This is a genomic window from Nonomuraea fuscirosea (genome assembly GCF_035917475.1).
In the GTDB taxonomy this organism is placed as follows: Bacteria; Actinomycetota; Actinomycetes; order Streptosporangiales; family Streptosporangiaceae; genus Nonomuraea; species Nonomuraea fuscirosea.
On the sequence record NZ_CP109074.1, the window covers coordinates 11,431,167 to 11,454,471 of the forward strand.

The 23,305-nt window shown below is 72.6% G+C and carries 19 protein-coding genes; 6 read left to right on the forward strand and 13 right to left on the reverse strand.

The genetic code is table 11. The features are described from left to right. Positions 1 to 8: 8 nt before the first annotated feature. The 5 genes from OIE67_RS52785 to OIE67_RS52805 form a co-directional block, all read right to left on the reverse strand. Positions 9 to 1,307 (reverse strand): serine hydrolase domain-containing protein, encoded by a 1,299-nt coding sequence (locus OIE67_RS52785; RefSeq protein ID WP_326634738.1) that lies wholly within the window; start codon positions 1,305 to 1,307, stop codon positions 9 to 11. Positions 1,308 to 1,494: 187 nt separating this feature from the next. Next, complete coding sequence (locus OIE67_RS52790) at positions 1,495 to 3,582, reverse strand: DUF4132 domain-containing protein (RefSeq protein ID WP_326634739.1); 2,088 nt, start codon at positions 3,580 to 3,582, stop codon at positions 1,495 to 1,497. Between the two features lies 1 nt (position 3,583). Then, positions 3,584 to 3,976 (reverse strand): hypothetical protein, encoded by a 393-nt coding sequence (locus OIE67_RS52795; RefSeq protein WP_326634740.1) that lies wholly within the window; start codon positions 3,974 to 3,976, stop codon positions 3,584 to 3,586. A 78-nt stretch (positions 3,977 to 4,054) separates the two neighbouring features. Further along, on the reverse strand, positions 4,055 to 4,654 hold the full coding sequence (locus OIE67_RS52800; protein WP_326634741.1) for a dihydrofolate reductase family protein: 600 nt from the start codon (positions 4,652 to 4,654) through the stop codon (positions 4,055 to 4,057). 51 nt (positions 4,655 to 4,705) lie between these two features. Continuing rightward, positions 4,706 to 5,596 (reverse strand): helix-turn-helix domain-containing protein, encoded by an 891-nt coding sequence (locus tag OIE67_RS52805; protein ID WP_326634742.1) that lies wholly within the window; start codon positions 5,594 to 5,596, stop codon positions 4,706 to 4,708. A 110-nt stretch (positions 5,597 to 5,706) separates the two neighbouring features. On the opposite strand from OIE67_RS52805, the gene OIE67_RS52810 reads away from it, so the two are divergent. Next, positions 5,707 to 6,222 carry a hypothetical protein gene (locus OIE67_RS52810; RefSeq protein ID WP_326634743.1) on the forward strand — a complete coding sequence of 172 codons (516 nt, stop codon included), beginning with the start codon at positions 5,707 to 5,709 and terminating at the stop codon, positions 6,220 to 6,222. 2 nt (positions 6,223 to 6,224) lie between these two features. On the opposite strand, the gene OIE67_RS52815 is transcribed toward OIE67_RS52810, so the two are convergent. From OIE67_RS52815 to OIE67_RS52825, 3 genes are all read right to left on the reverse strand, one after another. Continuing rightward, positions 6,225 to 8,684 carry an NACHT domain-containing protein gene (locus OIE67_RS52815; RefSeq protein WP_326634744.1) on the reverse strand — a complete coding sequence of 820 codons (2,460 nt, stop codon included), beginning with the start codon at positions 8,682 to 8,684 and terminating at the stop codon, positions 6,225 to 6,227. Then, positions 8,681 to 9,265: a hypothetical protein gene (locus OIE67_RS52820; RefSeq protein WP_326634745.1), complete on the reverse strand. Its 585-nt coding sequence runs from the start codon at positions 9,263 to 9,265 to the stop codon at positions 8,681 to 8,683. The genes OIE67_RS52815 and OIE67_RS52820 overlap by 4 nt, the downstream gene beginning before the upstream one ends. A 91-nt stretch (positions 9,266 to 9,356) precedes the next feature. Beyond that, a complete protein-coding gene (locus OIE67_RS52825) occupies positions 9,357 to 12,866 on the reverse strand; it encodes an nSTAND1 domain-containing NTPase (RefSeq protein WP_326634746.1) in 3,510 nt (1,169 codons plus the stop codon). Positions 12,867 to 13,022: 156 nt separating this feature from the next. Here OIE67_RS52825 and OIE67_RS52830 point away from each other — a divergent pair, with 156 nt between their 5' ends. Beyond that, the gene (locus OIE67_RS52830; protein WP_326634747.1) at positions 13,023 to 14,417 is read left to right on the forward strand and encodes an ATP-binding protein; all 1,395 of its coding nucleotides are present in this window, start codon (positions 13,023 to 13,025) and stop codon (positions 14,415 to 14,417) included. Positions 14,418 to 14,596: 179 nt separating this feature from the next. Next, the gene (locus OIE67_RS52835; RefSeq protein ID WP_326634748.1) at positions 14,597 to 15,109 is read left to right on the forward strand and encodes an NUDIX hydrolase; all 513 of its coding nucleotides are present in this window, start codon (positions 14,597 to 14,599) and stop codon (positions 15,107 to 15,109) included. A gap of 70 nt (positions 15,110 to 15,179) precedes the next feature. Here OIE67_RS52835 and OIE67_RS52840 read toward each other — a convergent pair whose 3' ends face one another. After that, complete coding sequence (locus tag OIE67_RS52840; RefSeq protein ID WP_326634749.1) at positions 15,180 to 16,490, reverse strand: alpha-amylase family protein; 1,311 nt, start codon at positions 16,488 to 16,490, stop codon at positions 15,180 to 15,182. Further along, entirely contained in the window at positions 16,487 to 16,981 is a 495-nt protein-coding gene (locus OIE67_RS52845; protein ID WP_326634750.1) for a MarR family winged helix-turn-helix transcriptional regulator, read from the reverse strand. The genes OIE67_RS52840 and OIE67_RS52845 overlap by 4 nt, the downstream gene beginning before the upstream one ends. A 274-nt stretch (positions 16,982 to 17,255) precedes the next feature. Here OIE67_RS52845 and OIE67_RS52850 point away from each other — a divergent pair, with 274 nt between their 5' ends. After that, a complete protein-coding gene (locus tag OIE67_RS52850) occupies positions 17,256 to 17,417 on the forward strand; it encodes a hypothetical protein (RefSeq protein WP_326634751.1) in 162 nt (53 codons plus the stop codon). A gap of 83 nt (positions 17,418 to 17,500) precedes the next feature. On the opposite strand, the gene OIE67_RS52855 is transcribed toward OIE67_RS52850, so the two are convergent. After that, the gene (locus tag OIE67_RS52855) at positions 17,501 to 18,454 is read right to left on the reverse strand and encodes an NADP-dependent oxidoreductase (RefSeq protein WP_326634752.1); all 954 of its coding nucleotides are present in this window, start codon (positions 18,452 to 18,454) and stop codon (positions 17,501 to 17,503) included. Positions 18,455 to 18,569: 115 nt separating this feature from the next. Between OIE67_RS52855 and OIE67_RS52860 the strand changes: the two genes are divergently transcribed. Further along, positions 18,570 to 19,598: a GlxA family transcriptional regulator gene (locus tag OIE67_RS52860; protein WP_326634753.1), complete on the forward strand. Its 1,029-nt coding sequence runs from the start codon at positions 18,570 to 18,572 to the stop codon at positions 19,596 to 19,598. 42 nt (positions 19,599 to 19,640) lie between these two features. Here OIE67_RS52860 and OIE67_RS52865 read toward each other — a convergent pair whose 3' ends face one another. Together OIE67_RS52865 and OIE67_RS52870 are read right to left on the reverse strand one after the other, a co-directional pair. After that, a complete protein-coding gene (locus OIE67_RS52865; protein ID WP_326634754.1) occupies positions 19,641 to 20,693 on the reverse strand; it encodes a Kelch repeat-containing protein in 1,053 nt (350 codons plus the stop codon). A gap of 34 nt (positions 20,694 to 20,727) precedes the next feature. Continuing rightward, positions 20,728 to 21,657, reverse strand: coding sequence for an NADP-dependent oxidoreductase (locus tag OIE67_RS52870; protein WP_326634755.1), 930 nt, complete (start codon positions 21,655 to 21,657; stop codon positions 20,728 to 20,730). 132 nt (positions 21,658 to 21,789) lie between these two features. Between OIE67_RS52870 and OIE67_RS52875 the strand changes: the two genes are divergently transcribed. Further along, positions 21,790 to 22,662: a helix-turn-helix transcriptional regulator gene (locus OIE67_RS52875; RefSeq protein ID WP_326634756.1), complete on the forward strand. Its 873-nt coding sequence runs from the start codon at positions 21,790 to 21,792 to the stop codon at positions 22,660 to 22,662. Positions 22,663 to 23,305 lie beyond the last annotated feature (643 nt).

Sequence of the window (23,305 nt, forward strand, 5' to 3'; positions counted from 1 at the left end):
CCGCGCCTTCAGGAGATCCGGTAGGCAGCAGCGCCGTCGTGCAGGAACCGGGCGCGTCCGCGTCCGTCACAGCCCACCAGAGACAAGACCTGGTGGCCCCCGGATCTCGGCTCGGCGGTGATGATCGAGCTGTCGTTCAGGCGGACGACCTCGACACGCTTCCCAGGCCCGCCAAGAAGAGTCGCGGCGATGTCGTTGCGTGGGTGATAGCTGAGGAACGCGCGGTCGTGCTCGCTGGTGAGGGTGAAGTCGTACAGCGTGGAGCGGTAGGTGCCGCACATCCGGTCCGCGTCGATCCGGGCCGGGTTCGAGGGCGGCACGGGCAGCGGCGCCGTCTCGACACCGGCGAGCTCCTTGAGCACCGCATCGAAGATCTCGTACGCCAGCGGCTCGCCGCCCGAACTGTTGGTCAGTACGGCCACCGCCACCCCCGCCGACGGAACGACACGAAGGAAGGCCTTCTGCCCTTTGGAGACGCCGGTGTGGCCGACCACACCGTCCCGGTAGAGCATCCAGCCGAGCCCCCAGCCGATGACACCGCCGCCGAAGTCCGGAACGGATCCGACCTGAGGTTCACGCAGCGCCGCCAGCGCGGGATCGGTGAGATGCAGGCGGACGAACTCCAGCAGCTCGCGTGCGCTGATCGCGAAGTGGGAGCCGCTGGGAGCGGAATAGTAGGAAACCGCCCACGTCGTAGTGGGAACGACCCCTCCGCCCGTATGGACATGGCCGACGGCGGCGCGGTGCAGAATCGCCTCGTAGGCGTCGAAGGCGGCGGTGCCCAGGCCCAGTGGCATCACCAGACGTTCGCGGAGCACGTCATGGAAGGGCTTGCCGCGTAACACCTCCACCAGCCTGCCGAGGATCACGTACCCGCTGTTGGAGTAGGAGAGGATGGTGCCAGGCGGGAAGAGGTGGTCGGCCTCGGCGAGGGTGGCGACGAACCTCTCGATCGCGTCGTCGTTACGACCGGTGTCGATGAAATGGTTGCCGTCGATCCCACCGGTGTGGGTGAGCAGGTGGCGGGCGGTCAGGGACGCGGTGGCGGCCGGATCGTTCAGCCGGAAGCCGGGCAGGTAGTCGCGAACGGGGCGGTCGAGATCCAGCACGCCATCGCCGGCCAGTTGCTGGATCAGCGTCGCCGTCCAGATCTTGGTGATCGAGCCGACCTTGAACACCGAGTCGGTCGTGACCTCGACCCGGGTACGCAGACTCAGCACACCCGCAGCCTCGTCGCGAATCTCCCCATCGGCCAGCACGGCGACCTGCGCACCCGGCACGTCGTACTTGTCGACAAGCTCACCCAAATCCCATCCCACCGCACCAGGCTAGTGCCGCCGATCGTCCGGAAGCCGTGTGATGGAGATCATGTCCTGCGCCGCGAACCCGCGGCGGTCGTACGGGCGAAAGCCGGCGAACCGCAACGCAGGGACGGGAGCGTGATGTGGCAGCCGAAGAATCCGGCAGGGCAGACGACGTCGATTGATCCGGCGATCATCCCTGGAGCTGGCGGGTGATGGAGGGGTCGGTGATGGCGGTGTCGTTCGCCAGCAGGAACGCCTTGCTGAGGATGAGTGCCAGCCGCCCGTCCTCCTCGAACGGCAGGAACAACCCCGGCTGGGGGCCGCGGGCGGAGACGATGCACAGGTAGGCGTCGTTGGGCTCCATCAGGATGTTCGCCGACCCCAGATGGATCTTGTACGTGCGCAGATCACCCCGTACCACCAGATGACGATCGGTGAGGGTGCACCGGTCGGCGATGGCCGTGCGCCCGATCAGGCGGGACAGCGCGTCCCTGCGCACCTCGGCGGAGGGCGGCAGGGGCGCGAACGGGCCGGCCTGCCAGTAGTCGCGCAGCCGGTCGGGCCCCTGGCCGGTCCACTCGGGATCGGTCGCGATCGAGGCCACGGCCACGAACAGGTCGATGTCCCGCATGGCCTCGCTGAACACCAGCGGCGGCACCTCCGTCAGCGGCGCGTCGTGCCACGCCCCGCCGGCCATCCGCTGGAAGCGGGCGCGGCCGATCTCGGCGTAGTCGTCACCGGACAGATAGTGCTCCAGCGACGCCCGCCATCCTCCGCCCGCCATGACGCGGTGCGCGTCGCAGTCCTCCTCCCAGTGGCCCTGGAACTTGGACTGCCAGCCCCGGTCCTTGAACAGCGCCCGCAACCGGCGATAGTGCACCACGTGCCCCTCGAAGCGGCCGGACCAGTGGCCGGCCGCCTCCTCCGCGGGGGTGAGCAGGTAGATCTCGCGAAAGGCCTGCTTGAACGGCTGCCGCAGCTCCTTGCCCTGCACCACCTCCCGCCAGCCGCGTACGTCGGCGACGGACGCGCGGGCCGGATGCCACAGCCGCACCGGCAGGTCGGGCACGTTCAGCCCCAGCTCGGCGCGCCACACGCCGGGGGAGACCTCGAACTCCCAGATCAGCCGCTCGGTGACCGGATGGCCGTCGAGCCGCCGGTATGGTGCGGCCGTGTCGCCGGTGTAGCCGGCCTCCAGCGCCCGGCCGAGGGTCGCCTGCTGCTGCTGGGTCAGCTTGGCCAGCTCGCGCAGCCGCTTGACCTCGTCGGGGTGCTCCCGCCTGACCGCCGCCGGGACCGATTTGAGCTTCTTGTCCCCGTGCCACCACGACAGCTCGACCCCGTCGTCGGTCGAGATCACCGCCGTGTGCTCGCCGAACGTCTCGCGTACCCGCCCGTCGGGGATCCTGAACGCCACCTCCAGCCGATCCGCCAGAGCCGGCTCCATGCGCTTGAACTTGCGGTCGAGCTGCATCGGCACCCCGCCGTGCCGGGTGATGCGGCGGGCGGTGCGCAGCGCGGAGATCGCCTCGGGCGTCGGATACTGCTCCGCCGCGCGGGCGATCTCGAACAGCAACGCCTGCGAGGGCAGGGTCTTGGCCTGGGTGGGGGCCACCGCGATCCCGCGTACGAGCTCGTCCAGCAGTTCGGGCAGCCAGGTCTCGTCGCGGAAGAGCGCCAGCCGCACCGCCCTGCCGAGCGTCCGCTTCTCGCCGTCGTCGAACGCCTTCTCCGCGCGGTACGGGATCTCGCCCGCGTGGATCGCCGCGACGCGGTCGCGCGCCGTCTCCAGCGCCGTACGGGCGAAGCCCAGGTATCCGGGCAGCCCGGCGAGCCACTCGGGCAGGCTGGGCACCGGCTCGGAAAAACGTTCGGCCTCACTGAACAGCGCCCTGAGCTCCACGTCCCAGCTGAGCAGCAGGTCCATCTCGGCGACCGCGATCGGCCCGCATCCCTCGGCGAGCACGGCGCGCACGTCGGCGTCCAGGCCCGCCAACCCCGCCGCCACCAGCACGGGAAGACGGCCGTAGGCGTGTCTCCTGACCTCCTCCAGCAGGAATCCGACCAGCTCGCGGGCCGGCTCGACCAGCCGCTTCCTGGCCCGCTCGTCGAGCGCGTAGTACGAGGTGGGAGCCATGATCGCCCCGCTGCCCAGCCCGGCGAAGCCGACGCTCAGCCGGGAGGCCCCCGGCCAGTGTGTGGGATCGTTCGCGGTGCCGGTGACCAGGTGCAGCAGGCGCTGCGCGAGCGGGGACAGCACGTTGTCGAGCACGCTCATCTCAGCCACCGACCAGCGGGACGAGCTTGACGAACGACACGACGGGGTCGGCGGCCAGATCGATCAGCACGTCCAGGTCCTCGATCTGCCGGTCGCCGACCAGCAGCAGGAACCCGTTGCGGGCGAACGCGGCCTCGGTGGCGTCGGCCTGCCGCTCCCAGTCGAGCCGGCGCGCGGTGCGTAAGCGGTAGCCGTTCAGCTCGGCCTCGGCGTCGGTCGGCTTGACCAGGCCCCGGAAGTGCGCCGTGGGGGAGGCGTTGTGCCGGGCCACCTCCTCGCGCACGCGCAGCCGTACCAGCTCTCTGGCCGAGATGCGCTCGGGAAGGCCGGGCACGGAGAACTCCTCCAACGCCCGCCCGGTCGCGGACTCGTCGCGAAACGTCACCGATGCCATCGGCCATCCTCTTGTCGTGGAGATCAGGTACCGGCCTCATCTATAGCAGCGGCGAACGACAGATCTCCGAGGACGAGCTCACCGGCGCACGCGGTAACGCAGGTGCAGCACCCGGTTCCCCTGGATCACCACGTGGGGGTCCTCCAGCAGGTGCTGCCCGCCGACCGAGCCGAAGTAGCGCTTGCCCGCTCCGAACACCACGGGCACCACGTCCATGGCCACCTCGTCGACCAGCCCCGCGGCCAGCATCTGGCCGCCGACGTCCCCGGCGGCGACCTCGACCGTACGCTCGCCCGCGAGCTCCCGCGCCTTCGCCATGGCAGCCGCTACGCTGTCGGCGAAGTGGAACGGCGCCTCGGGGTCCCAGCCCTCGGGGCTCGGCCGGTGCGTCACCACGACCACGTGGGCGATCCCGCTCGGCGGCTCGCCGCCCCAGCCGTCCGTCAGGTCGAAGACGTGGCGGCCGGCGATCGTCACGCCGATCTCGTCCCAGTACGGGCGGGTGTAGTCGTACGACGCCTGAGACACCTTGACCTGCCCGCTCTCGTCCAGCGGGACGTCACCGTTGGACAGCCACTCGAACAGCGGCCCGACCTGGTCGTTCCGGTCGGCGATGAAGCCGTCGACCGACACCGAGCTGTACATGACCACCTTGCCCACGAGCTCTCTCCTCTTCATCGGGGGAGTGCTCATCCTGGCGTGCCGGAGGGTGCCGGCTCTTGTAAGAAATCAATCGGCCGGCAGCGGCCAGCCGTCCAGCACGTGGCCGGGATGCTCACGCAGGAACCGCCGCCGGATCTCCAGGTACCGGGTCGGCGTCAGCCCGGTGAACGCCCGGAACTCGTGCCCGAAGTGCGCCTGGTCGAAGTAGCCCGCCCGCCCGGCGAGCTCGGACCAGTCGACCGGCCGCGCGGGATCGATCGAGAGCAGAGTGCTGGCGAAACGGTAGGTGCGGGCCAGCCGCTTCGGCGTGACACCGACGAGAGCCTTGAACCGTTGCGCCAGATAGGTGCTGCTGACTCCGGCGGCCTCACTCAGATCCCCGATCGCCGCCGTGCCACCCGTCGCCACGATGACGCCGCTCACGTGCCGGACCAGCTCCAGCCCGCTGGTCTCGTCGAGCCGCCGCAGTGACAGCCCGCCGGTCGCGGTGAGCCGTAGCCCGCCGGTCCCGGTGAGCCGCCGCCGCAGCTCACTCTCCAGCAGCGCCAGCATCTCGCCCGGCCCGGCCGCCAGGGCCAGCCGCTCGCGCAGCTCGGCGACGGCGGCCCGCCCCCAGATCTGCTCCACCGTCACCGGCAGGTCCCGCAGCTCCGCCGCGGGCATCCCCAGGAACGGCGCCAGCCCCCACGGCTTGAAGTGCACCCCCACCGACCTGGTGCCCGGCGGGTAGCCGAACTCGAAGGCGCGGGTGGGCGTGGTGATCACGCAACCGTCGTCGTACCCGTCCGTCCCGGCGCCGGCGCGGATGCGGAACGGCGGCCCGAGGTTGAGCACGAACAACGCCGCCGGCATCGGCGGCAACCGCAGCCGGGGGTACGGCGGGCTGCCCTCCAGGTAGTAGAGGTCGTCGATCAGCCCGTCCAGAGGCGGCCGCGGCACCAGGGACACGTACTGCACACGCCCCAGCATCGCCGACCCACGCGCGAACGCACACCCTCCGACTCCTTGCGGCCACCGCCGCCCATGCGGGACGGTCTAGCCAACGCTCGCCGGAAGGAGGCCGCCCCGTGAGGCGACTATCCGCAGCCGTCGCCCTGCTCGTCGCGGTCGTGAGTACGACGGCCTGCACCTTGGACGCACCCGAGGCCACCCGGCCCGCACCGTGTCCCACGGACGAGGTGTGCCACTCCGTCATCGGCACCGATCCGGCCATCGTCGTGTATCGGGGAGAGTTCTACTCCAACCTGATGCCGTTGACGGCGCGGCTGGAATGGCTGGAGGACGAGCGATGCCTGGTGGTCACGAGGCATGAAACCGATCGGCAGGACAGGACGCTGATTCCGCTGTGGCCCGAGGGCACGAAGCCGGCCCGGGCCGGGGACGGCCGGCGCGGCGTCGAGATTCCCCAGGTGGGAGGGGTTTTCGAGGGTACGTTGATCGACGCGGGCGGCTCGAACTTTCCGCCCGTTCTGAAGCCGCCCATCCCCAGGATCTCCACGTTCACCGAGCCGCCCGGCGCGTGCACCGCCCATGACGGCTACTTCGTCGTCGACCCGTACGAGGTCGAACCCCTGGAGGGGTGAACTCATCCGCCGCCGTCGGGCGGTGTCAGGAAGTTCTGCAGCTCCCGGTGCCGGAACTGGTACGTCGCGCCGCTGACCCGCAGCAGCCGGGCCTCGCAGGCCCAGTCGAGGAAGGCCCACAGGCGCAGCGGCAGCAGGTGCCGCATGGCCGCCACGACCAGGCCGATCATCGTGCGGGCCCAGGCGACCGCGCCGAAGGCCAGGCCGAACGTCACCCCGCCGACGAGGGCGCACACCAGTGACTCCACGACGCCGGTGTTCATGATGAACACCAGGAAGGCGGCGACCCCGCCGGTGAGGCCGAAGGCGAGGCCGATCAGGGGGTTGCGGTGCAGGGCCTCGCGCGGGTGGGCCAGCTCGGCGTCCCTGCTCCAGCCGCCTGTGGCGATCTTGAAGACGACCCCCAGCGCGAAGGCGAGCACGAAGGAGCCGGCCACCCCCGCCGCCAGCGGCAGCGGGCCCGCGTGGGCCAGCCGCAGGGGCGCGAGGCCGGTGAGGGCGCCGCACAGCCCGAAGCCGAGCAGGGTGAACGGCTCCGCGCGGACCACCTCGGAGACGGTCATCCGCTCCGCACCCCTGCGCCCGGCCGCCGTCAGCCCGATGACCGCTCCGAGCACCAGCCCGCCGGTGCCGCCCGCGGTGACGGCGAAGCCGGGCCCGAAGGCCCTGCCGCCGGTGAGCATGAGCCCGGCCAGGCCGCCGAGCACCCCGACGGGCGTTCCGGCCAGGGCGCCGAGCAGGCCGCCGATCACCCGTCGCCGCCGGGGGACCTCGCTGCGCCCGCCGGCGGCGGCCGGCCAGGGCGACAGCGACAGGCCGGTGGCCAGGCTCACCCAGCTCACCATGAGCGTCAGGGTGAGCAGCCGCTCGGCGCCGGTCCCGGCGACGCCGGCCGCCGACCCCGTCCAGAACGCCAGCATCGCGACGCACGCGAAGAGCACGCAGGCCAGGAAGTGCACGATCAGCACGATCCGCCGCCCGCCGATCGGCCAGAGCAGGTGCGGGACGATGTCGATCGCGGTCAGTCCCGGCGGCGGCCGGTCCGCCTCGGCTCCCCGCGCGGCCTGCCGGCGCAGGTGCCCGGCCAGCAGCACGAGCCACGACCGCACCTGATCCGGCTGGTACGCGGCCCCCTGCGCGGTACGGGGCGTGAGCACGGTCGCCGCCGGCACGTACGCCTCCAGCAGCCTCCTGACGATCCGCGCCGCCCCCTCACCGCTGTCGAGCCCCGGCTCCACCCGCAGCAGTTTGTCCGGATCGGCGCCGGACTCCACGGCGGTCACGGTCAGCACCAGCCGCCACGGCGTGGAGAGCGCGGCGTGCACCGCCTTGCCGGCCGGCCCGGACAGCGTCTCGTGCACGGCCTCGCGCTTCGAGGCGTGCGGGTGCCCGTCCGGCCAGCGGGCCCGCAGGTACGCGCCGATCTGCTGGTCGGTCAGGGCGTGCAGGTGGATCTGCGCGGCGTCGGCGAGCCCGGCCCCTGCCTCGCGCAGTTCGGCGTGCCGGTCGGCGCGGCAGGTCACGACGACCGCGCCGGGACGCCGGCCGGACAGGTCGCTGTAGCGGTTGAGCTCGGCCAGCAGCCCGATCGCCCGGCGTGGCGGGCCCCAGCCCGGCTCGGGGTCGAGCTCGTCCAGCCCGTCCACCACCGGCAGCACCCGGCGGTCACGGACGAGCCGTTGCGCGTCCCCGGCCGCCAGCCCGAAGTCCTGCGCCAGTTGCTCGGCCAGCCAGGTCTCGAACGGCCTGCCGAGGGTCCAGCGGGCCGCGTTCAGCCGTACCGGCACCGGTTGCCCCTGGTCGAGGCGGCCGGCCAGGACGGGCTCCAGCAGTTGCAGCACCAGCTCGATCGCCAGCACCGTCTTGCCCGCCCCCGACTCGCCGACGACCAGCAGGCGGCGCGGACTGAGGCCGCCGAAGAACCGGCCGATCGTGTGCAGGTCGTGGGTGGTCTCGGCGGGGTCGCCGTACCGGCTGAAGGAGAGCGCCGCGAGGTTGTAGCCGCCGAGCAGCCCCTTGCGGGCCCGGTCCTCCTCGCGGAGCACGCGGCGGATCAGCAGCTCCACAGCGGGGTCGGGCGTGGTGGGAGGCAGCTCAGGAGGCGATACGACAGCGGGGGCGGACGGTTCGGCGAGGGCCGTTCTGGCCGCGCGCCAGCGTTCGAGCTCGCCGGGGATCAGCTCGGCCGGGTACTCGCAGTAGCGGAAGCAGGCGGTGACGAAGGCCCGGACGAAGTCCCAGCGCGGCAGCCGGTCGGTCTGCCGCAGCACGTGCGAGACCGTGCTCTTGGGCAGAGTGTCGACCGTGGCCCCGTCGGCGGCCGTGGTCTGGCCGCCGAGCGCACGCAGCCTGCTCAGGGACGGCTCGCCCGCCCACTGCTTGAGCCGGACCAGCGCCCCGACGAAGTCCGCGGTGCCGCCCGCCCCGGAGGGGTCCGGGGGCCGGGGACGCTCCTCGATCATCCCTCTCCCGCCCGTACCAGAGACCAGACGAACTCGTTCCCGCGCCGGCCGTCGCGGCAGCGGCCCTCCAGTGTCTGCACGTGCCGTGACTCCATCAGGAAGTTGCGCGCCTCGTCGGCCTCCACCAGGTCACGGCCGACCGCGATGGGCACGAACCCGTGGCGCGGGATGTAGACCCAGCGGCCCCGGTCCCAGTCGTAGGGGTCGAACCAGCGGTGCCGGACCGTGCCGGACACGCTCACGTCGGGCCCGTCCCTGGTCAGCACGAACGACCCCTGCGAGCGCAGCAGGCTCATCCTGCTGACGTAGAACAGCTCCGTACCGATGAAGGCGTTGATCCGCGCGTCCCAGTGGTCGTGCAGCCAGCTCGACTCTCCCTCCCGGAGCTGCCGGGCGCTCCGGATGAGCTGGCGTTCGAAGCGGCGCTGGTTCTTGCGCTCGGCCTTCCTGATCACCTTGAACGAGCGCAGCCACCGCCGCGACATCGTCCGCGACGCGCCCGCGCCGTCCATGAAGTGCTCCAGGAAGTCGGACGCGATCGGATGGAAGTCGCGGCCGCCCTCGACGATCGAACGGAACAACGCGACCAGCTCCGGGACCGGCCTGCCTGTCCGCCGCCGTAAGCCTCGCAGGAACATCCTCGTCGTCTCCGTGGTCGGTTCAGGGTCGAGCTCAGGGGCACGTCTGGCGGTACTCCTCCTGGGGCACGAGATTCTCCCACTCCTCGCGGGTGAGGGAGCGGCCCGCGTTGGCGCACGCCGCGGCCACCAGGTCGGGAGGCGTGCGGACGTTCCACATCCGCGCGGTCCTGTCTCCCGACGCCGTCGCGACGGTCGTCCCGTCGCGGCCGTAGGCGAGGTCGGTCACACCTTTGTCGTGGCCGGTCATCGGGGCGCCGAGCGGCCGGTAGGTCAGCAGGTCCCAGAGCTGCACCTCGCCGTTGGTGAGTCCGGTGGCCAGGATCTTCCCGTCAGGGCTGAAGTCGAGCGCGCCCACCGTGCCCTCCTCGGCGATCAGGCCGATGCCGACCGCGCGCCGGCGCGGCACGTCCCACAGCCGCACGCTGCTGTCGTACGCCGTCACGGCCAGCCGCGTGCCGTCGGGACTGAAGGCCAGGTCGTTGACGAACCCGCCGTGCGCCTTGAACGTCGGTCCGGGCCGCTCCGCACCGGTGGCGACGTCGAAGAAGCGGATCCGGTTGTCGAAGCCCGCGGTCGCCACGATCGTGCCGTCGGGGCTGAGCGCCATCGCGGTGATGACGTCGGTCGCGTCGCGTACGGTGATGCGCGGCCCGAAGTCTTTGCCGCTCGCGAGATCCCAGAACACGAGCGACTTGTCCCGCTGGGCGGCGACGAACCTGCCGTCGGAGCTGATCCTGGCGTGGTGCAGCGACTTCTCGTGCGCGATCTCACGGCGGGTCTCGACGTCCCAGAGCCGGATCCCGTCCAGGCCCTCCGACAGGAGCTTGCGCCCGTCGGGGGTGAACGCGAACTGGTACGCGGCCGACCTGCGCGCGGTCACGGGACGCAGCGGCGGGCCGAGGGGGCGCTGGCCGGCCGCGTCCCACAGCTGCAGGTCGGGGCTCTTCGGGTCGGCGACGCCGGTGACCAGGATCCGCCCGTCCGGGCTCAGCGCGACGGCCCCCGACGCCGGCACCCGGGTCCCCTTCTGCTGGAGCGTCCGCGGGTCGGCCAGCCGGACCACGCCGTCGCCGCTGGCGGCGGCCAGCACCGTCCCGTCCGGGCTGAACGTGATGTCGTCGACCCCGGCGTAGTTGTCGGACAGCGCGAACAGCTGCTCCCTGGTGGCCGTGTCCCACAGCACGGTGCGCCCGCTGTCGCCGCCGGTGGCGATCCTGGTGCCGTCCGGGCTGAAGGCGATCGAGTGGTAGCCGGCGGTGCGGTCCTTGAGCCGCCCCTTCTGCTCGCGCGTGGCCACGTCCCACACCCGGCCGGTACGGTCCCAGCTCACGGTGGCCAGCGTCGACCCGTCCGGGCTGATGGCGACGTCCGTCAGGGCCTGCGTGTGCCCGGTGAAGGGCTTGCCGAGCTGCCGGGACGTGGCGGTGTCCCACAGCCGCACGGTCTTGTCCTCCCCGGCGGTGGCCAGCATTTTCCCGTCCTTGCCGTACGTGATGCCAAAGACGGCCTTCCCGTGCGGCCGGCCCATGGGAGCCCCGTGCGGGCGGCGCGTGGCCACGTCCCACTGCTGGACCACGCCGCCGCTGTCGCCGGTCGCCAGCGTCCTGCCGTCCGGGTTGAACGCGATCGCGTTGACGACCCCGCCGGCCTTCAGCTCGGGGCCGAGCTCGCGGCGGGTGGCCACGTCGTAGAACCGGACGTTGCCGAGGCACGCCGTGGCCAGCGTCCGGCCGTCGTGGCTGAAGGCCAGCCGCACGCTCGAACAGTCGTACTTCGCCCGCGTGATCGGCGCGCCGAGCTGCCGCCGTGTCGCCGCGTCCCACAGCCGCGCCGTCCCGTCGTCGCTGCCCGTCGCGATGAGCGCGCCGTCCGGGCTGAACTCCACCGCCTCGACGCCTCGCTCGTGCCCGGTCAGGGTCCCTCTGCCGGTACGGGTGGCCGCGGTCAGCACCCGGTTGCGGGCCTCATCGGTGGGCGCGATCCGCCACGCAGCCACCGCCATCATCGAGGCCAGGGCGGTGTCGCCGGTGACCTCGCTCAGCACCGCGAGCTGGCGGGAGCTGGCCAGGCCGCGCTGCCGGTTCGCGGTGTCCGCCGCGCTGACGGCGGCGCCGGCCGCGATCAGGGCGATCACCGACAGCGCCGCCAGGCCCGACATGACGAGCCGGCGGCGCCGGTGCACCCGCCGCGCCTCCCGCTCGGAGGCCGTGACGAAGCTCTCCACGGTGGCGCCGGGCGGAGGGAAGCTGTCGGGGTCGCGCTCCCAGCGGGGGCGGCTGTCCTGGACCGCCAGCAGCCGGGGGCCCCGGTAGAGGAAGGCGGGGTCGCGGTGGTTGTCCGCCCACTGCGCCGCCGCCTCGACGAGCCCGTCGTACACCATCTGCGCGGCCAGATCCGGTTCGAGCCACTGACGCAGGGCGGGCCAGGCGGTCAGGAGGGCGTCGTGGGCGATCTCGGCGCTGTCCTCGTGCAGGGTGAGCAGGCGGCGGTCGGCGAACGCGGACAGCAGCGCCGCCGTACGCTCCCTCGTGTCATGGACGGACGCGGCGGTGTGCAGCTCGGACAGCGTCGCCCGGCGCCGCGCCACCCGGCCGCCCGCGGTGATCGTGGTCATCCGGCGGAAGATGCGCAGCGCGGCCTTGCGGTCGTCCGGCTGCAGCGCGTCGAGGACCTCGTCGGCCGTACGCCGTACGGAGTCGCGCACCCGGCCGGAGTCCTCGTACCCGCGGACCGTCAGCGTGTCCTTCTCGCGCCGTTCCCAGGTGTTGCGCAGGGCCTGGGAGAGCAGGGGCAGGGCGCCGGCCTCGTACCGGTCGCCGGCCCCCAGCTCCGCCAGGATGATCTCCACCAGCCCCGGTTCGAGCCGCAGGCCCGCCGTGGCCGCCGGGCCGGTGATGGCCAGCCGCAGGTCCGGCTCCGTCATCGGCTCGACGATGACCTGACCGTCCTGGATCGCCTCGGCGAACTGCGGGTAGGCGGCGCACCGGTCCCAGTAGTCGGCGCGCACCCCGACGATCACCGCGGCGCCGTCCCGGCCCCGCGCCAGGGCGTGCAGCGTCCGGACGAACGCCTGCCGCTCCCGCTCGTCGCTCACCAGGGTGAACAGCTCCTCGAACTGGTCCACCACCAGCACACACCGCTCGGTGAGGGCGTCGGCCGGAGCGTGGCGTAATCGCGAGGCCGTCGTCTCTGCCGTGCCGCCGAACTGCCGCACCCACGCGGCGGTGAGCGTACCGAACGGATCCGCGCCCGGCGTCACCAGCAGCCGCGGCCAGTTCCGCGACCCGGGCAGCGGCGCCATCCCCTCCGCCAGCGCCGGCAGCAGCCCTGCCCGCAGCAGCGACGACTTGCCCACCCCCGAGGCGCCCGAGACGAGCAGGACGGACCCGTGCCGGCCCAGCCGGCCGGCCAGGCGCTCCAGGAGGCTCCGGGTCGCCCGCGTCCGCCCGAAGAACAGCTCCGCCTTCGTGCTCTCGAACGGGACCAGCCCTTGGTAGGGGCACACGTCATGAGATCGGCCGCCCCCGCCTCGCTCGCCCATGGCGCTCATTCTGGCCAATGACCCGCACGCTCTCAATCATCTTTGCGCGCGATGCCTGGCTCGCCCCTCCCGTCCGATTCCGTCCAATGCCGTCCGAACGGTGGCCTGAACAGGCGGGACGCGGTTTCGATGGTCAGGAACGACGGGGGATACGTCGTGAGCCAGGCCGACGAGAAGAACGGGGGTGTCGGATCCATGAATCCCGGTGCCGGGATGTCGATGGGGGAACTGCTGCGCACGTGGCGACGGCGGGCGCTGCTGACTCAGGAACAACTCGCCGAACGGGCCGGTCTGAACGTCAGGACGGTACGCCGGCTGGAGAACGACGGGCTGCTCCGGCCGCGGACCACCTCGGTCCTGCTGCTGGCCAAAGCCCTGGACCTGGACGGGGCCGAACGGGCGGCCCTGAACGCGGTCGCCAGGGACCGCCCTGCCGACCACGCTGCCCACCGCCCCGCCGACCACGCTGCCGACGCACGCCCGTGGACCGTCCCGCGTCAGCTGCCCGCCGACCTCGCCGTGTCCGGCGTACGGGAGCGCGAGGCGGCCTTCGTGGCGAGCCGCACCACTCAGGCGGTCGTCTTCGTCACCGGCATGGCCGGGACGGGCAAGACGGTGCTGGCCGTGCACGCCGCCCACCGCCTGGCCCCCCACTTCCCCGACGGGCAGCTCTTCGTGGACCTGCACGGCCACGCTCAGGCGACCGCGCCGGTGGATCCGGGCGACGCGCTCGCCCGCGTGCTCCGCACCCTGGGCGTCCCCGCCGAGCACGTCCCGTGGCACCTGGACGACCGCGCCGCGCTGTACCGCAGCGTCCTGGCCGACCGCAGGCTGCTGATCGTCCTGGACGACGCCGCCGACGAACACCAGCTCCACCCGCTCCTGCCCGCCACGCCCGGCTGCCGGGTGATCGTCACCAGTCGCCACCGCCTGACCTGCCCCGGCGACGCCCGCGTCCTGTCCCTGGACACGTTGCCCCTGACCGAGGCGGTCTCCCTGTTCGTCCGCACCGCCGGCTGCGCCCTCGACGCCACCTCCGGCGGCGACCCAGCCGTCACTTCCGTCTGCGCCCCGGAGACGCCTCCTGACGTCCTGGCCGAGATCGTCCGCCGCTGCGGCCTGCTGCCCCTGGCGATCCGGCTCGCCGCCGCCCGCCTCCAGGCCCACCCCTCATGGAACGCCCGCCACCTCCTCGACCGCCTGACCACCGACCGCCTCGCCGAGCTGGCGGCCGGCCACCAGAGCGTCACCGGCGCACTCAACCGCTCCTACGAACGCCTGCCCCCGGACCAGCAGCGGGCCTACCGCCTCCTGGGCGCGGCCCCCCACTCGTCCTTCACCCTCGGCACCGCCGCCGTCCTGCTGAACACGACTCCGGCCCGGGCGAGCCGGCTGCTGGACCACCTCGTGCACGCCCACCTCCTCCAGGAGCCGGCCCCTGGCCGCTACCGGCTGCACGACCTGGTCCACGCGCACGCCTCGACCCTGCGGCCACCGCACGGCGCCAGACCCGCCGTCCGCGTCCGCTGCCGCACCGCCTCCCTGACGTGACCGCGGGTCAGAGGCGGGCGGGCCGAAGTCAGGGTCGCGCGCCGAGCCCGGCGGCCGCGTGCAGCACCTCGTGCCGGCTGCGGAGCACCAAGGGGAGACGTCATGGCCGACCCCTCAAAAGGTGTTGGATAATCCAACGATGAGGTCGCCGACCAGGGCCGGGCAAGCTTGAGTAGACCATGACTGAACCGATCGTGCCCGCCCTGGACCACGAACCCCTCTCGGTCCAGAGCCAGGGACAGAGCTGGCTCGCGTCCTGGCATCCCGCCGGCGACCCCCCGCCGGGCAGACCGCACGGATCCGCCGGAGTCTGTCTGACCGACGCCGACGAGCTGGTCCTGATCAGCCACGACGGCGAGCACTGGGGCTTCCCGGCAGGACGCCCGGAAGGGGAGGAGACCTACGAGGAGACGCTGCGCCGCGAGATGTGGGAGGAGGCGTGCGTCACGGTCACCGCGGCGCGGCTGCTCGGCTACGTCCGCAGCGAGTGCGTCCGCGGGCACGAGCAGGGACTGGTCCTGGTACGCGCCTTCTGGCGGGCGGCGACACTGCCGCACCCGTGGGAGCCGCGGTTCGAGATCAGGCACCGGCGCCTGGTCCCGGCCGCGGTCGCCCGCCACCACGTCCGCGACCCCAACGTCGTGAACAGGAGGTTCGACCACCGGGCCCTCGCCGAGGCGGGCCTGCTGTGACGGCGATCTCGATCAGCCGGTCACGGTGAGGACGAGCGTGCCGCGAATAACGAAACGGCCGGGGCGTCCGCTATGACGTCTGTTCGGGTGATCGCTGCACTATCGCCCAGCCGTGCGCGGGAACCAGGCACGGGTCCGACGTCCGCGCCGAGGCGTCGGCCGTCGCGAGGCCGGCCCTGTCGAGAGGGGAACCGAGAGGGAAGTCGAAACGGTGGGGCCGGTCGCCGAGGTTGAGCAGGGTCACCAGCCGGTGGCCCGCGCCGTCGGCCGCCTCGATCGCCGCCGTCGTGTTGGTCAGGTGGTGCACGGTCGTGCGGGCGCGAACCAGCCACGGGTTCCGGCGGCGCAGGCCGACCAGCCGCTGGTGCAGCCGGTACGTCGACCGGCCCGTGGGCACCAGGTCGCCCGGGTGCTCGGGGAAGGCCGGGCGGATCGCGTCGTCGCCGCCCGCGCGCTCCTCCTTCACGCCCCGCAGCCCCTGCTCGTCGCCGTAGTAGAGGCTCGGCAGGCCGCCCACGGTGAGCAGCACGGCCAGCGCGTGGCCCACGTGGCGTTCGTCGTCGAGCCTGCTCGCCAGCCTGGTCACGTCGTGGTTGCCGACGAAGGTGAGCGGCAGGAAGGACTCGAGGAAGCCGTTGTGCCGGTCGAGCGCCCACGCCAGCTCGAACAGATTGCGGTCGTTGAACGAGCTCCAGACGGCCTTCCACAGCTCGTACTGGGTGACCGAGTCGAGGCCGCTCGCCGCCACGTACTCCGCGTAGTCGCCGTGGATCACCTCGCCGACGAAGCAGGCGCCGGGGTGGGCCGGGCGTACGCGGTCGAGCGTCTGGCGCCAGAAGGCGGGCGGCACCGCGTAGGCGGCGTCGAGCCGCCAGCCGGCGGCGCCGCGGTCGAGCCAGTGGTTCATCACCCGGACGACGTGGTCGAGCACGTCGGGGGAGTCGTGGTTGAGCCGCACCAGGGAGTGGTGGCCCTCGAAGGTCTCGTGGCCGCCGTCGGCCGCGGGCCGGAACCAGTGCGCGCGGCCGGGGTCGGCGAACTGCGGGAAGCCCCGGCCCACGTGGTTGAAGACGCCGTCGAGCACGACGCGCAGCCCCCGGTCGGCCGCGGCCTGGACGAGCCGGTCGAAGTCGTGGTCGTCGCCGAGTCGCGGGTCGATGGCGAAGTGGTCGACGGTGTCGTAACCGTGCGTCTCGGAGGCGAAGACCGGGCCCAGCTGCAGGCCGGAGACGCCCAGGTCGACGGCGTAGTCGAGCCACTTCTCCAACTGCGGCAGGCGGTGGCGCGGCGGCGTGCCGGAGGCCGGGGCCGTGGCCTCCGCGCCGGTGAAGCCGAGCGGGTAGACGTGCCACCAGATCGCGTGGTCCAGCCAGGAGGTCACATCGACTCCACTTCGGTGAGCCGGGCGGCCGCCCCGGTCACCGGTCCGTCTCCTGGGCCGGCGGGCGGCCTCCGGTCTTCGGCCAGCTCCGCCAGCAGCGCCGCGGCCAGGCCGATGACCTGGATCTCGGTCTCGTTCAGCGTCTCCATGGCGGTGGCGAGCCAGCGGTCGCGGGTGGCCATGTCGCGCGTCAGCAGGTCGCGGCCCACGTCGGTGAGGTCGAGCACGGACGCGCGCCGGTCGAGCTCGCTCGGCCTGCGGGCGATCAGCCCTTCGGCCTCCAGCTCGGCGAACACGCGGGTGAGCGACTGCGGCTGTTGGTGCTCGGCGGCGGCGATCCGCGTCGGCGTGCTGGGACCGTTGCGGTAGAGATGGCCGAGGACGCTCAGCTTGTTACTGCTGAGCGCGTTGGCCGGGCGCTCGGCGCGCAGCCGCCGGGCCAGGCCCATCACCGCCCGGCGGGTCTCCGCCGCCACTTCCAGTCGCCGCATGTCGCTACGCTAACACTTACTAGTTAGCACTAGATAGCCGGTTAAAACGCTGATTTTTATAAGTGATGTCTTAATATATGACCATGAATGCTCGCGTGAAGGCCGCCATGGTCACGACGACGGCCATGGTGTCCAGCGTCGGCGCCACGGCGGTCGTGGTGCACGCTGGCCGCCTATCGGCAGGTCCGCCGGGCGGGGCCCGCCGGGGCCCGCCGGGGCCGCTGACGGGCGGCTGGACGAGCGGCGCGAACGCCTCGACCGGGCCGTCGCCCGGATGGAGGAGATCGCCCCGCCGTTCGAGGCGTGGCGGCGGCTGGTGGGCAGGTGGTCGCCCGGGGCGCGCCGTCACGCCGAACGCTTCGACGAGCTGCGCGAGCAGGTGGCGCGGGCCGTCCAGGGCGGGCCCGAGGATCGACCGGCTCCCGCGCCCGGGTGAGGGCTCCTTGGCCGGCGCCGGGCCCCGGACCAGCGCGCGGGAGTGGGTGTGACGACGGTCTTCCGGACGGCCGGCAGGCGTGCTCAGCCGGCCACGGTGAGGACGAGCTTGCCCCGGGTACGGCCGGCCTCGCCCCGGGTGTGCGCCGTACCGGCCTGGTCGAGCGGGAAGGTCTCCTCCACCTCGACAGCGACCTGACCTTCGTCGATCAGGCCGGCGATCGTGGCCAGCGCGGGACCGTCCGGCTCGACCAGGAACGGGGTGACGCGCACGCCGGCCGTCCCGGCGGCCTGAGCCAGCTCGGGGGAGACCCCGCCGGGTACGGCGACCAGCAGGCCACCCGGACGCAGGACGTCGATCGAACGGGTGCCGGTCCGGTCCTGCCCGTCGCCCACCAGGTCGATGACGACGTCCACGTCCTCGACGGCCTGCTCGAAGGGGGTGGCCGTGTAGTCGACGACCTCCTCGGCGCCGAGCTCCTTGAGCCAGGGGTGACGGGCGGCACTGGCGGTGGCGATCACGTGGGCGCCCAGGTGCCGGGCGAGCTGGACCGCGAAGTGACCCACTCCGCCGGCCGCGGCCGTGATCAGGACGCGCTGCCCGGCTTGTACGCGGGCGGTGTCGACCAGGGCCTGCCAGGCGGTCAGCGCCGCCAGCGGCACGGCGGCCGCGTGCACGTGGTCGAGGGTGGCCGGCTTGCGGGCCCACTGGCGGGCCGGCGCGGTCACGTACTCGGCGTAGGCGCCGGCGGCCCGCGGGAACCAGGGCATGGAGTAGACCTCGTCCCCGGGCGCGAGCGTGGTGACGCCGAAGCCGACCTCCTCGACGACGCCGGAGACGTCCCAGCCCAGGATCAGCGGGAACGTCTGCAGCCCCGCCATGCCGTGACCCACGCGGGTCTTCCAGTCCACCGGGTTGACCCCGGCGGCGTGCACCCGTACCAGCACCTCGGTCGGCAGCGGCTCGGGGCGCGCGACGTCCTGCACGGTCAGCACGTCCGGCCCGCCGAACTCCTCAATGGTGACGGCTCGCATCATCTCGTCTCACCTTTCTCCCGCCGGGACGTTCCTCGGTCCCGGCAGAAGCAAGACTGGCCTGCGTTCGTGGAGGCGGGTGAGTGGCCGGAGAGTCATCCATCGTACTATTCCAGCCATGCCGCATCGTGTCGCCGTACTCGCCCTCGACGGAGTCCTGCCGCTGGACCTGGGCATCCCGGCCCGGGTGTTCAACGAGGCCTGTGAACCGGACGGGACCCGGCTGTACTCCGTCACCACCTGCTCCCTCGGCGGCCGGCCGGTCCGCACGCACGAGGACTATCGCCTCGTCGTCGACCACGACGAGTCGGCGCTGGAGAGCGCCGACACCGTCGTCCTCGCCACCCAGGAGCCCGGCGAGCACCTGCTCGCGACCGGCGCGCTCCCCGAGGAGGTCGCCGCGGCACTGGCCCGCATCGGGCCGCGCACGCGCATCGTCAGCCTGTGCACCTCCGCCTTCCTGCTCGCCGCGGCCGGTCTGCTGAACGGCCGGCGGGCCACCACGCACTGGGCGCTGTGCGACGCGCTGGCGCGGCTGTTCCCCGAGGTCGAGGTCGATCCGGACGTGCTGTTCGTCGACAACGGACGCATCCTGACCTCCGCCGGCGGCGCGGCCGGCATCGACCTGTGCCTGCACCTGGTCCGCCTCGACCACGGCGCGGCGGTGGCCTCGGCCGCCGCGCGGCGCTGCGTGGTGGCGCCGTGGCGCGAGGGCGGGCAGGCGCAGTTCATCGAGCACCCGATCCCGCCGGACACCGACCGCTCCACCTCGGCGACCCGGCAGTGGGCGCTGGACCGGCTGGCCGAGCCGATCACGCTGGAGGACATGGCCCGGCACGCGCACATGAGCGTGCGTACCTTCACCCGGCGCTTCCGCGGCGAGGTGGGCAGCAGCCCGCTGAAGTGGCTGGCGCTGCGGCGGCTGGCGCACGCGCGGCTGCTGCTGGAGTCCACCGACCTGCCCGTCGCCCGGATCGCCGCCGCCTGCGGCTTCGGCGACCCGGTCGCGCTGCGCAAGCACTTCTACACGTACGTGGGCCTGTCACCCCTGGCCTACCGCCGCGCCCACCACGCACCGGAGCCGGCGGGGGCACGGGCTTCGGAACCGCAGACGGCACGCGCGCCGGAGCCGATGACGGCACGTTGATCCCGTACCGTCATCGGCTCCCGCCTGCTGTGAGCCGGCCTTCTACGGCCGGTAGGCGTCGTTGACGTCCACCGGGGCCGCGCCCGCGGCGGTACCCCCGCCGGGGATGTGGATCGTGCCGCCCACCGCGACGGCCGCGGTCCCGTGCCGGGGCACCGGCATCGGCGCCAGGCGCACCCACCGGTCACGCGCCGTGTCGTACGCCTCGGCCTCGGAGAACACCGTGTTCGGGTTCGTCCCGTCGTGCCGTCCCTCGCCGCCGAACGTGTAGATCCGGCCGCCCACGGCCGCGGCGGCGATCCCGCCCCTGGCCGTCGGCATCGGCGCCCGCTCCGACCAGCGACGCGAGCGCAGGTCGAGCGCGTACACGGTGTCACGCACGTTGACCTGCCCCCGGTCGCGCCCGCCGAGCACGTAGAAGGTGGAGCCGACGACGGCGCCGCCGACGTGGTCGCGCGCCTGCGGCAGGCTCGGCAGGCTCTCCCACCGGCCGGTCACGACGTCGTACGACGACACGAGGTCCACCGTGTCCTGGAGACCCCCGGGACCGGGCGTCAGTGTGCGCATGCCGCCCGCGAGATAGATCTTCGTCCCGCGTACGCCCATCGCGGCGCTGCCCCGCTCCAGGCCGGCGGGCATCGGCGGCAGCGGCGTCCACTGGCCGGTACGCGGGTCGTACACGAAGCTGTCCCGCACCGCCTGCCACGACGCGCCGCCGGACAGCCCGCCGAGCACGTAGATCCGGCCGCCGACGGTCGCCACGTTGGGATGGTTCATCACGACGGGCAGCGGGGCCGCCTCCGACCAGGTGTCGCGCCGGGTGTCGTACACCTCCACCCGCCCGGTCGTCACGACACCACCGGCCGGGTCGGGGACGATGCCGCCCAGCAGGTAGACCCGGTGACCGACCGCGGCGACACTGTGCTCCTGCCGCGGCCCGCCACCGATCGCCGCCCGCCGCGACCACCCCTTCCCGTAGACCGGATCGGCCGCAGCGGTCGTCGTGGGCGTCGGATGGCTGGGATGCGCGTACGCGGGCAGACCGGGGCCCGCCGCCAGTGCGGCACCGAGGAACAGGGCGATACCACGTCTCATGATTCTCCTCACCTTCGTCCGTACGGGATCTTCATCAGGGCACGAGCACGAGCTTCCCCGTGACCGCCCCGCCTTCGACGGCCTCGTGCGCCTTGGCCACCTCCGCCAGCGACCACACCTGATCGACGTGCACGGTGAGCCGCCCTTCCCCGACCAGCGACGTCAGCCGGGCGAGATCAGGAGCGGACGAATGCACGACAAGGACGGCATGCCGGATGCCGAGCCCGGCGACCAGCTCCGGCGTGACCCCGGTGTCCTGCGGATAGGCGCTGACCAGCACCCCACCCGGGCGAACGACGCGTGCCGACCGGTCACCGTACGAGCCGCCGACCAGATCGAGCACCACATCGACCGGCTCGACCTCGGTGAAGTCGCGGGCCCGATAATCGACCGGCTCATCCACACCGAGCCGGCGCAGCAGCTCATGCTTCCCCGCGCTCGCCGTGGCGACGACATGAGCACCCCGGGCCTTGGCGATCTGCACAGCGAGATGCCCGACACCGCCGGCGGCACGATGCACCAGCACCCGCTGCCCTGGCTCGACCCGGGCCAGACCGACGAGACCCTGCCAGGCGGTGAGACCGGCCATCGGCAGCCCCGCCGCCTGCTCGACACTCAGCCCCGCGGGCCTGGGCACGATCTCGTTGACCGACGCGAGCACGTACTCGGCATAGGTGTTGCCCGCGCCCGGCATGGCGAGCAGCCCGAGCACCTCGTCGCCTTCGGAGAACGCGGACACGCCGGGGCCGACGGCCTCGACGACGCCGGCGACGTCCCAGCCGAGCGTGAACGGCGGCTCGCCGAGCAGCGGCAGGGCGCCCGAGCGTACGTGCACGTCGACCGGATTGACCCCGATCGCCCCGGTCGCGATGAGCACCTGCCCGAAGCCCGGCTCCGGCCGCTCGACCTCGGCGAGTTCGAGCACGCCCGGCCCGCCGAGCGCGCGCTGAATGATGACACGCATGAGGAGCCCTCCTGCTTGGGGTAACGGTTTCCCGTTCACGCTCGCCCGAAGTCCGCCCGCCCACCAGGGCTGAGCTCACCCAGGGGTCACCACCCCCTGGCTACGACTTGCGCCAGGAGTCACCATGGAAAGGTGAACCTCCCCGAACTGGCCGCGTTCCTGAAGACCCGCCGCGCCCGCGTCCGGCCGTCCGACGTCGGCCTGCCCACCGGCCCCCGGCGCCGCGTGCCCGGGCTGCGCCGCGAGGAGGTCGCCCAGCTCGCGAGCCTGTCGGCGGACTACTACACGGAGCTGGAACGCGGCCGCGGCGCCCAGCCCTCGGCCCAGACCCTGGCCGCACTCGCCCGCGCGCTACGCCTGGAGGGCGACGAACGCGACCACCTGTTCCACCTAGCGGGCCGCCCCGTCCCGGCGGCACACGGCCCGACCGCCCACGTCCAGTCGGCCATGCTCGCCATGCTCGACCGCCTCGCCACCACACCGGCGATGATCATCACCGACCTGCACGAGACCCTGGCCCAGAACGACCTGGCCGCCGCCCTGATCGGCCGCCACCCGATGCGGACCGGCCCGCAGGCCAGCTACGTCTACCGCTGGTTCACCGACTCCGCTGCCCGCACGCTCTACCCCCCGGACGAACACCCGCACCACTCCCGCGTCTTCGTCTCCGACCTGCGCGCGGTCGCCGCCCGCCGCGGCCGCGACCCCCACGTCCTGCGCCTGGTGGCCACCCTGCGACGCCGCAGCCCCGAGTTCGCGACCCTGTGGGACGACCACCGGGTGGCCCTCCGCCGAGCCGACCACAAGCGCCTGGTCCACCCGACGCTGGGCATCATCGAGGTCGACTGCCACAGCCTCTTCAGCGAGGACGGCCGGCAACGCCTCCTGTGGTTCACCGCGCCGGCCGGCACCCGAGGGGCGGCCCAGCTGGAACTCCTGTCCGTCATCGGCACCCAGGACATGAGCCTCGACGCCAGTCGAGCCCTGGGACCCGCGGGCTCCTGACAACGTCTCACCGCAGGTCACTGCCCCGGCCGGTCCGTGCGTTGATTGTCCAGCGCCTCTCGCCCTCGCTGGACAACCAGTGGGCCTCCTGCAACAGGAGACGTCCCCCACTGAGCTGACGCAGGAAGGACAGCCCATGCTTCCGACCTTCGCTGGAACTGCCACGGGTCGAAAAAGATCTCGCCCTCGATCTCGGCGAGCTTCACAGCGGGCGGCTGGTCCGGCGCCGTCTACAGCTTCGAGTACGACCCCCGCTACTTCTGCGACGGTGAGTCCTTGGTGTACGAGGTCTACCTCAACGCGACGAAGCCCGCCCGGTGCAAGAAGAACTGATCCTCAGGTCGTCGCCGTCAGCTCGGACCCAGGAAGGGAACGATGGTGAGAGGGCACGTCGGAAGCGTGCTGAGGATCGTGTTCACCGCGGAGGATCTCGCGCTCACCCGCGTCGCCCCCGTACCGACCTGATGTGGGAGATGGTGGCAGTCGGTCTCGCCGCGAATGACCATCGCATGCTGGGCCGGTGACGACAGCACGATATGCGTCCTGAACTCCGGACCGACCCGCGAGCCCCCGGCCTGCATGCGGCACGGACAGCATGCTGAGCGATGCCCGCGCTCGATCCACAGCCCCGCCCATCGCGGCT

What these genes read in the sequence shown, in the direction of transcription:
- OIE67_RS52825 (WP_326634746.1), bottom strand. Translation starts at nt 12,866, where the DNA reads ATGGGCGAGCGAGGCGGGGGCGGCCGATCTCATGACGTGTGCCCCTAC.
- OIE67_RS52790 (WP_326634739.1), bottom strand. Translation starts at nt 3,582, where the DNA reads ATGAGCGTGCTCGACAACGTGCTGTCCCCGCTCGCGCAGCGCCTGCTG.
- OIE67_RS52870 (WP_326634755.1), bottom strand. Translation starts at nt 21,657, where the DNA reads ATGCGTGTCATCATTCAGCGCGCGCTCGGCGGGCCGGGCGTGCTCGAA.
- OIE67_RS52845 (WP_326634750.1), bottom strand. Translation starts at nt 16,981, where the DNA reads ATGCGGCGACTGGAAGTGGCGGCGGAGACCCGCCGGGCGGTGATGGGC.
- OIE67_RS52800 (WP_326634741.1), bottom strand. Translation starts at nt 4,654, where the DNA reads ATGAAGAGGAGAGAGCTCGTGGGCAAGGTGGTCATGTACAGCTCGGTG.
- OIE67_RS52860 (WP_326634753.1), top strand. Translation starts at nt 18,570, where the DNA reads ATGCCGCATCGTGTCGCCGTACTCGCCCTCGACGGAGTCCTGCCGCTG.
- OIE67_RS52795 (WP_326634740.1), bottom strand. Translation starts at nt 3,976, where the DNA reads ATGGCATCGGTGACGTTTCGCGACGAGTCCGCGACCGGGCGGGCGTTG.
- OIE67_RS52835 (WP_326634748.1), top strand. Translation starts at nt 14,597, where the DNA reads ATGACTGAACCGATCGTGCCCGCCCTGGACCACGAACCCCTCTCGGTC.
- OIE67_RS52855 (WP_326634752.1), bottom strand. Translation starts at nt 18,454, where the DNA reads ATGATGCGAGCCGTCACCATTGAGGAGTTCGGCGGGCCGGACGTGCTG.
- OIE67_RS52865 (WP_326634754.1), bottom strand. Translation starts at nt 20,693, where the DNA reads ATGAGACGTGGTATCGCCCTGTTCCTCGGTGCCGCACTGGCGGCGGGC.
- OIE67_RS52815 (WP_326634744.1), bottom strand. Translation starts at nt 8,684, where the DNA reads ATGATCGAGGAGCGTCCCCGGCCCCCGGACCCCTCCGGGGCGGGCGGC.
- OIE67_RS52850 (WP_326634751.1), top strand. Translation starts at nt 17,256, where the DNA reads ATGGAGGAGATCGCCCCGCCGTTCGAGGCGTGGCGGCGGCTGGTGGGC.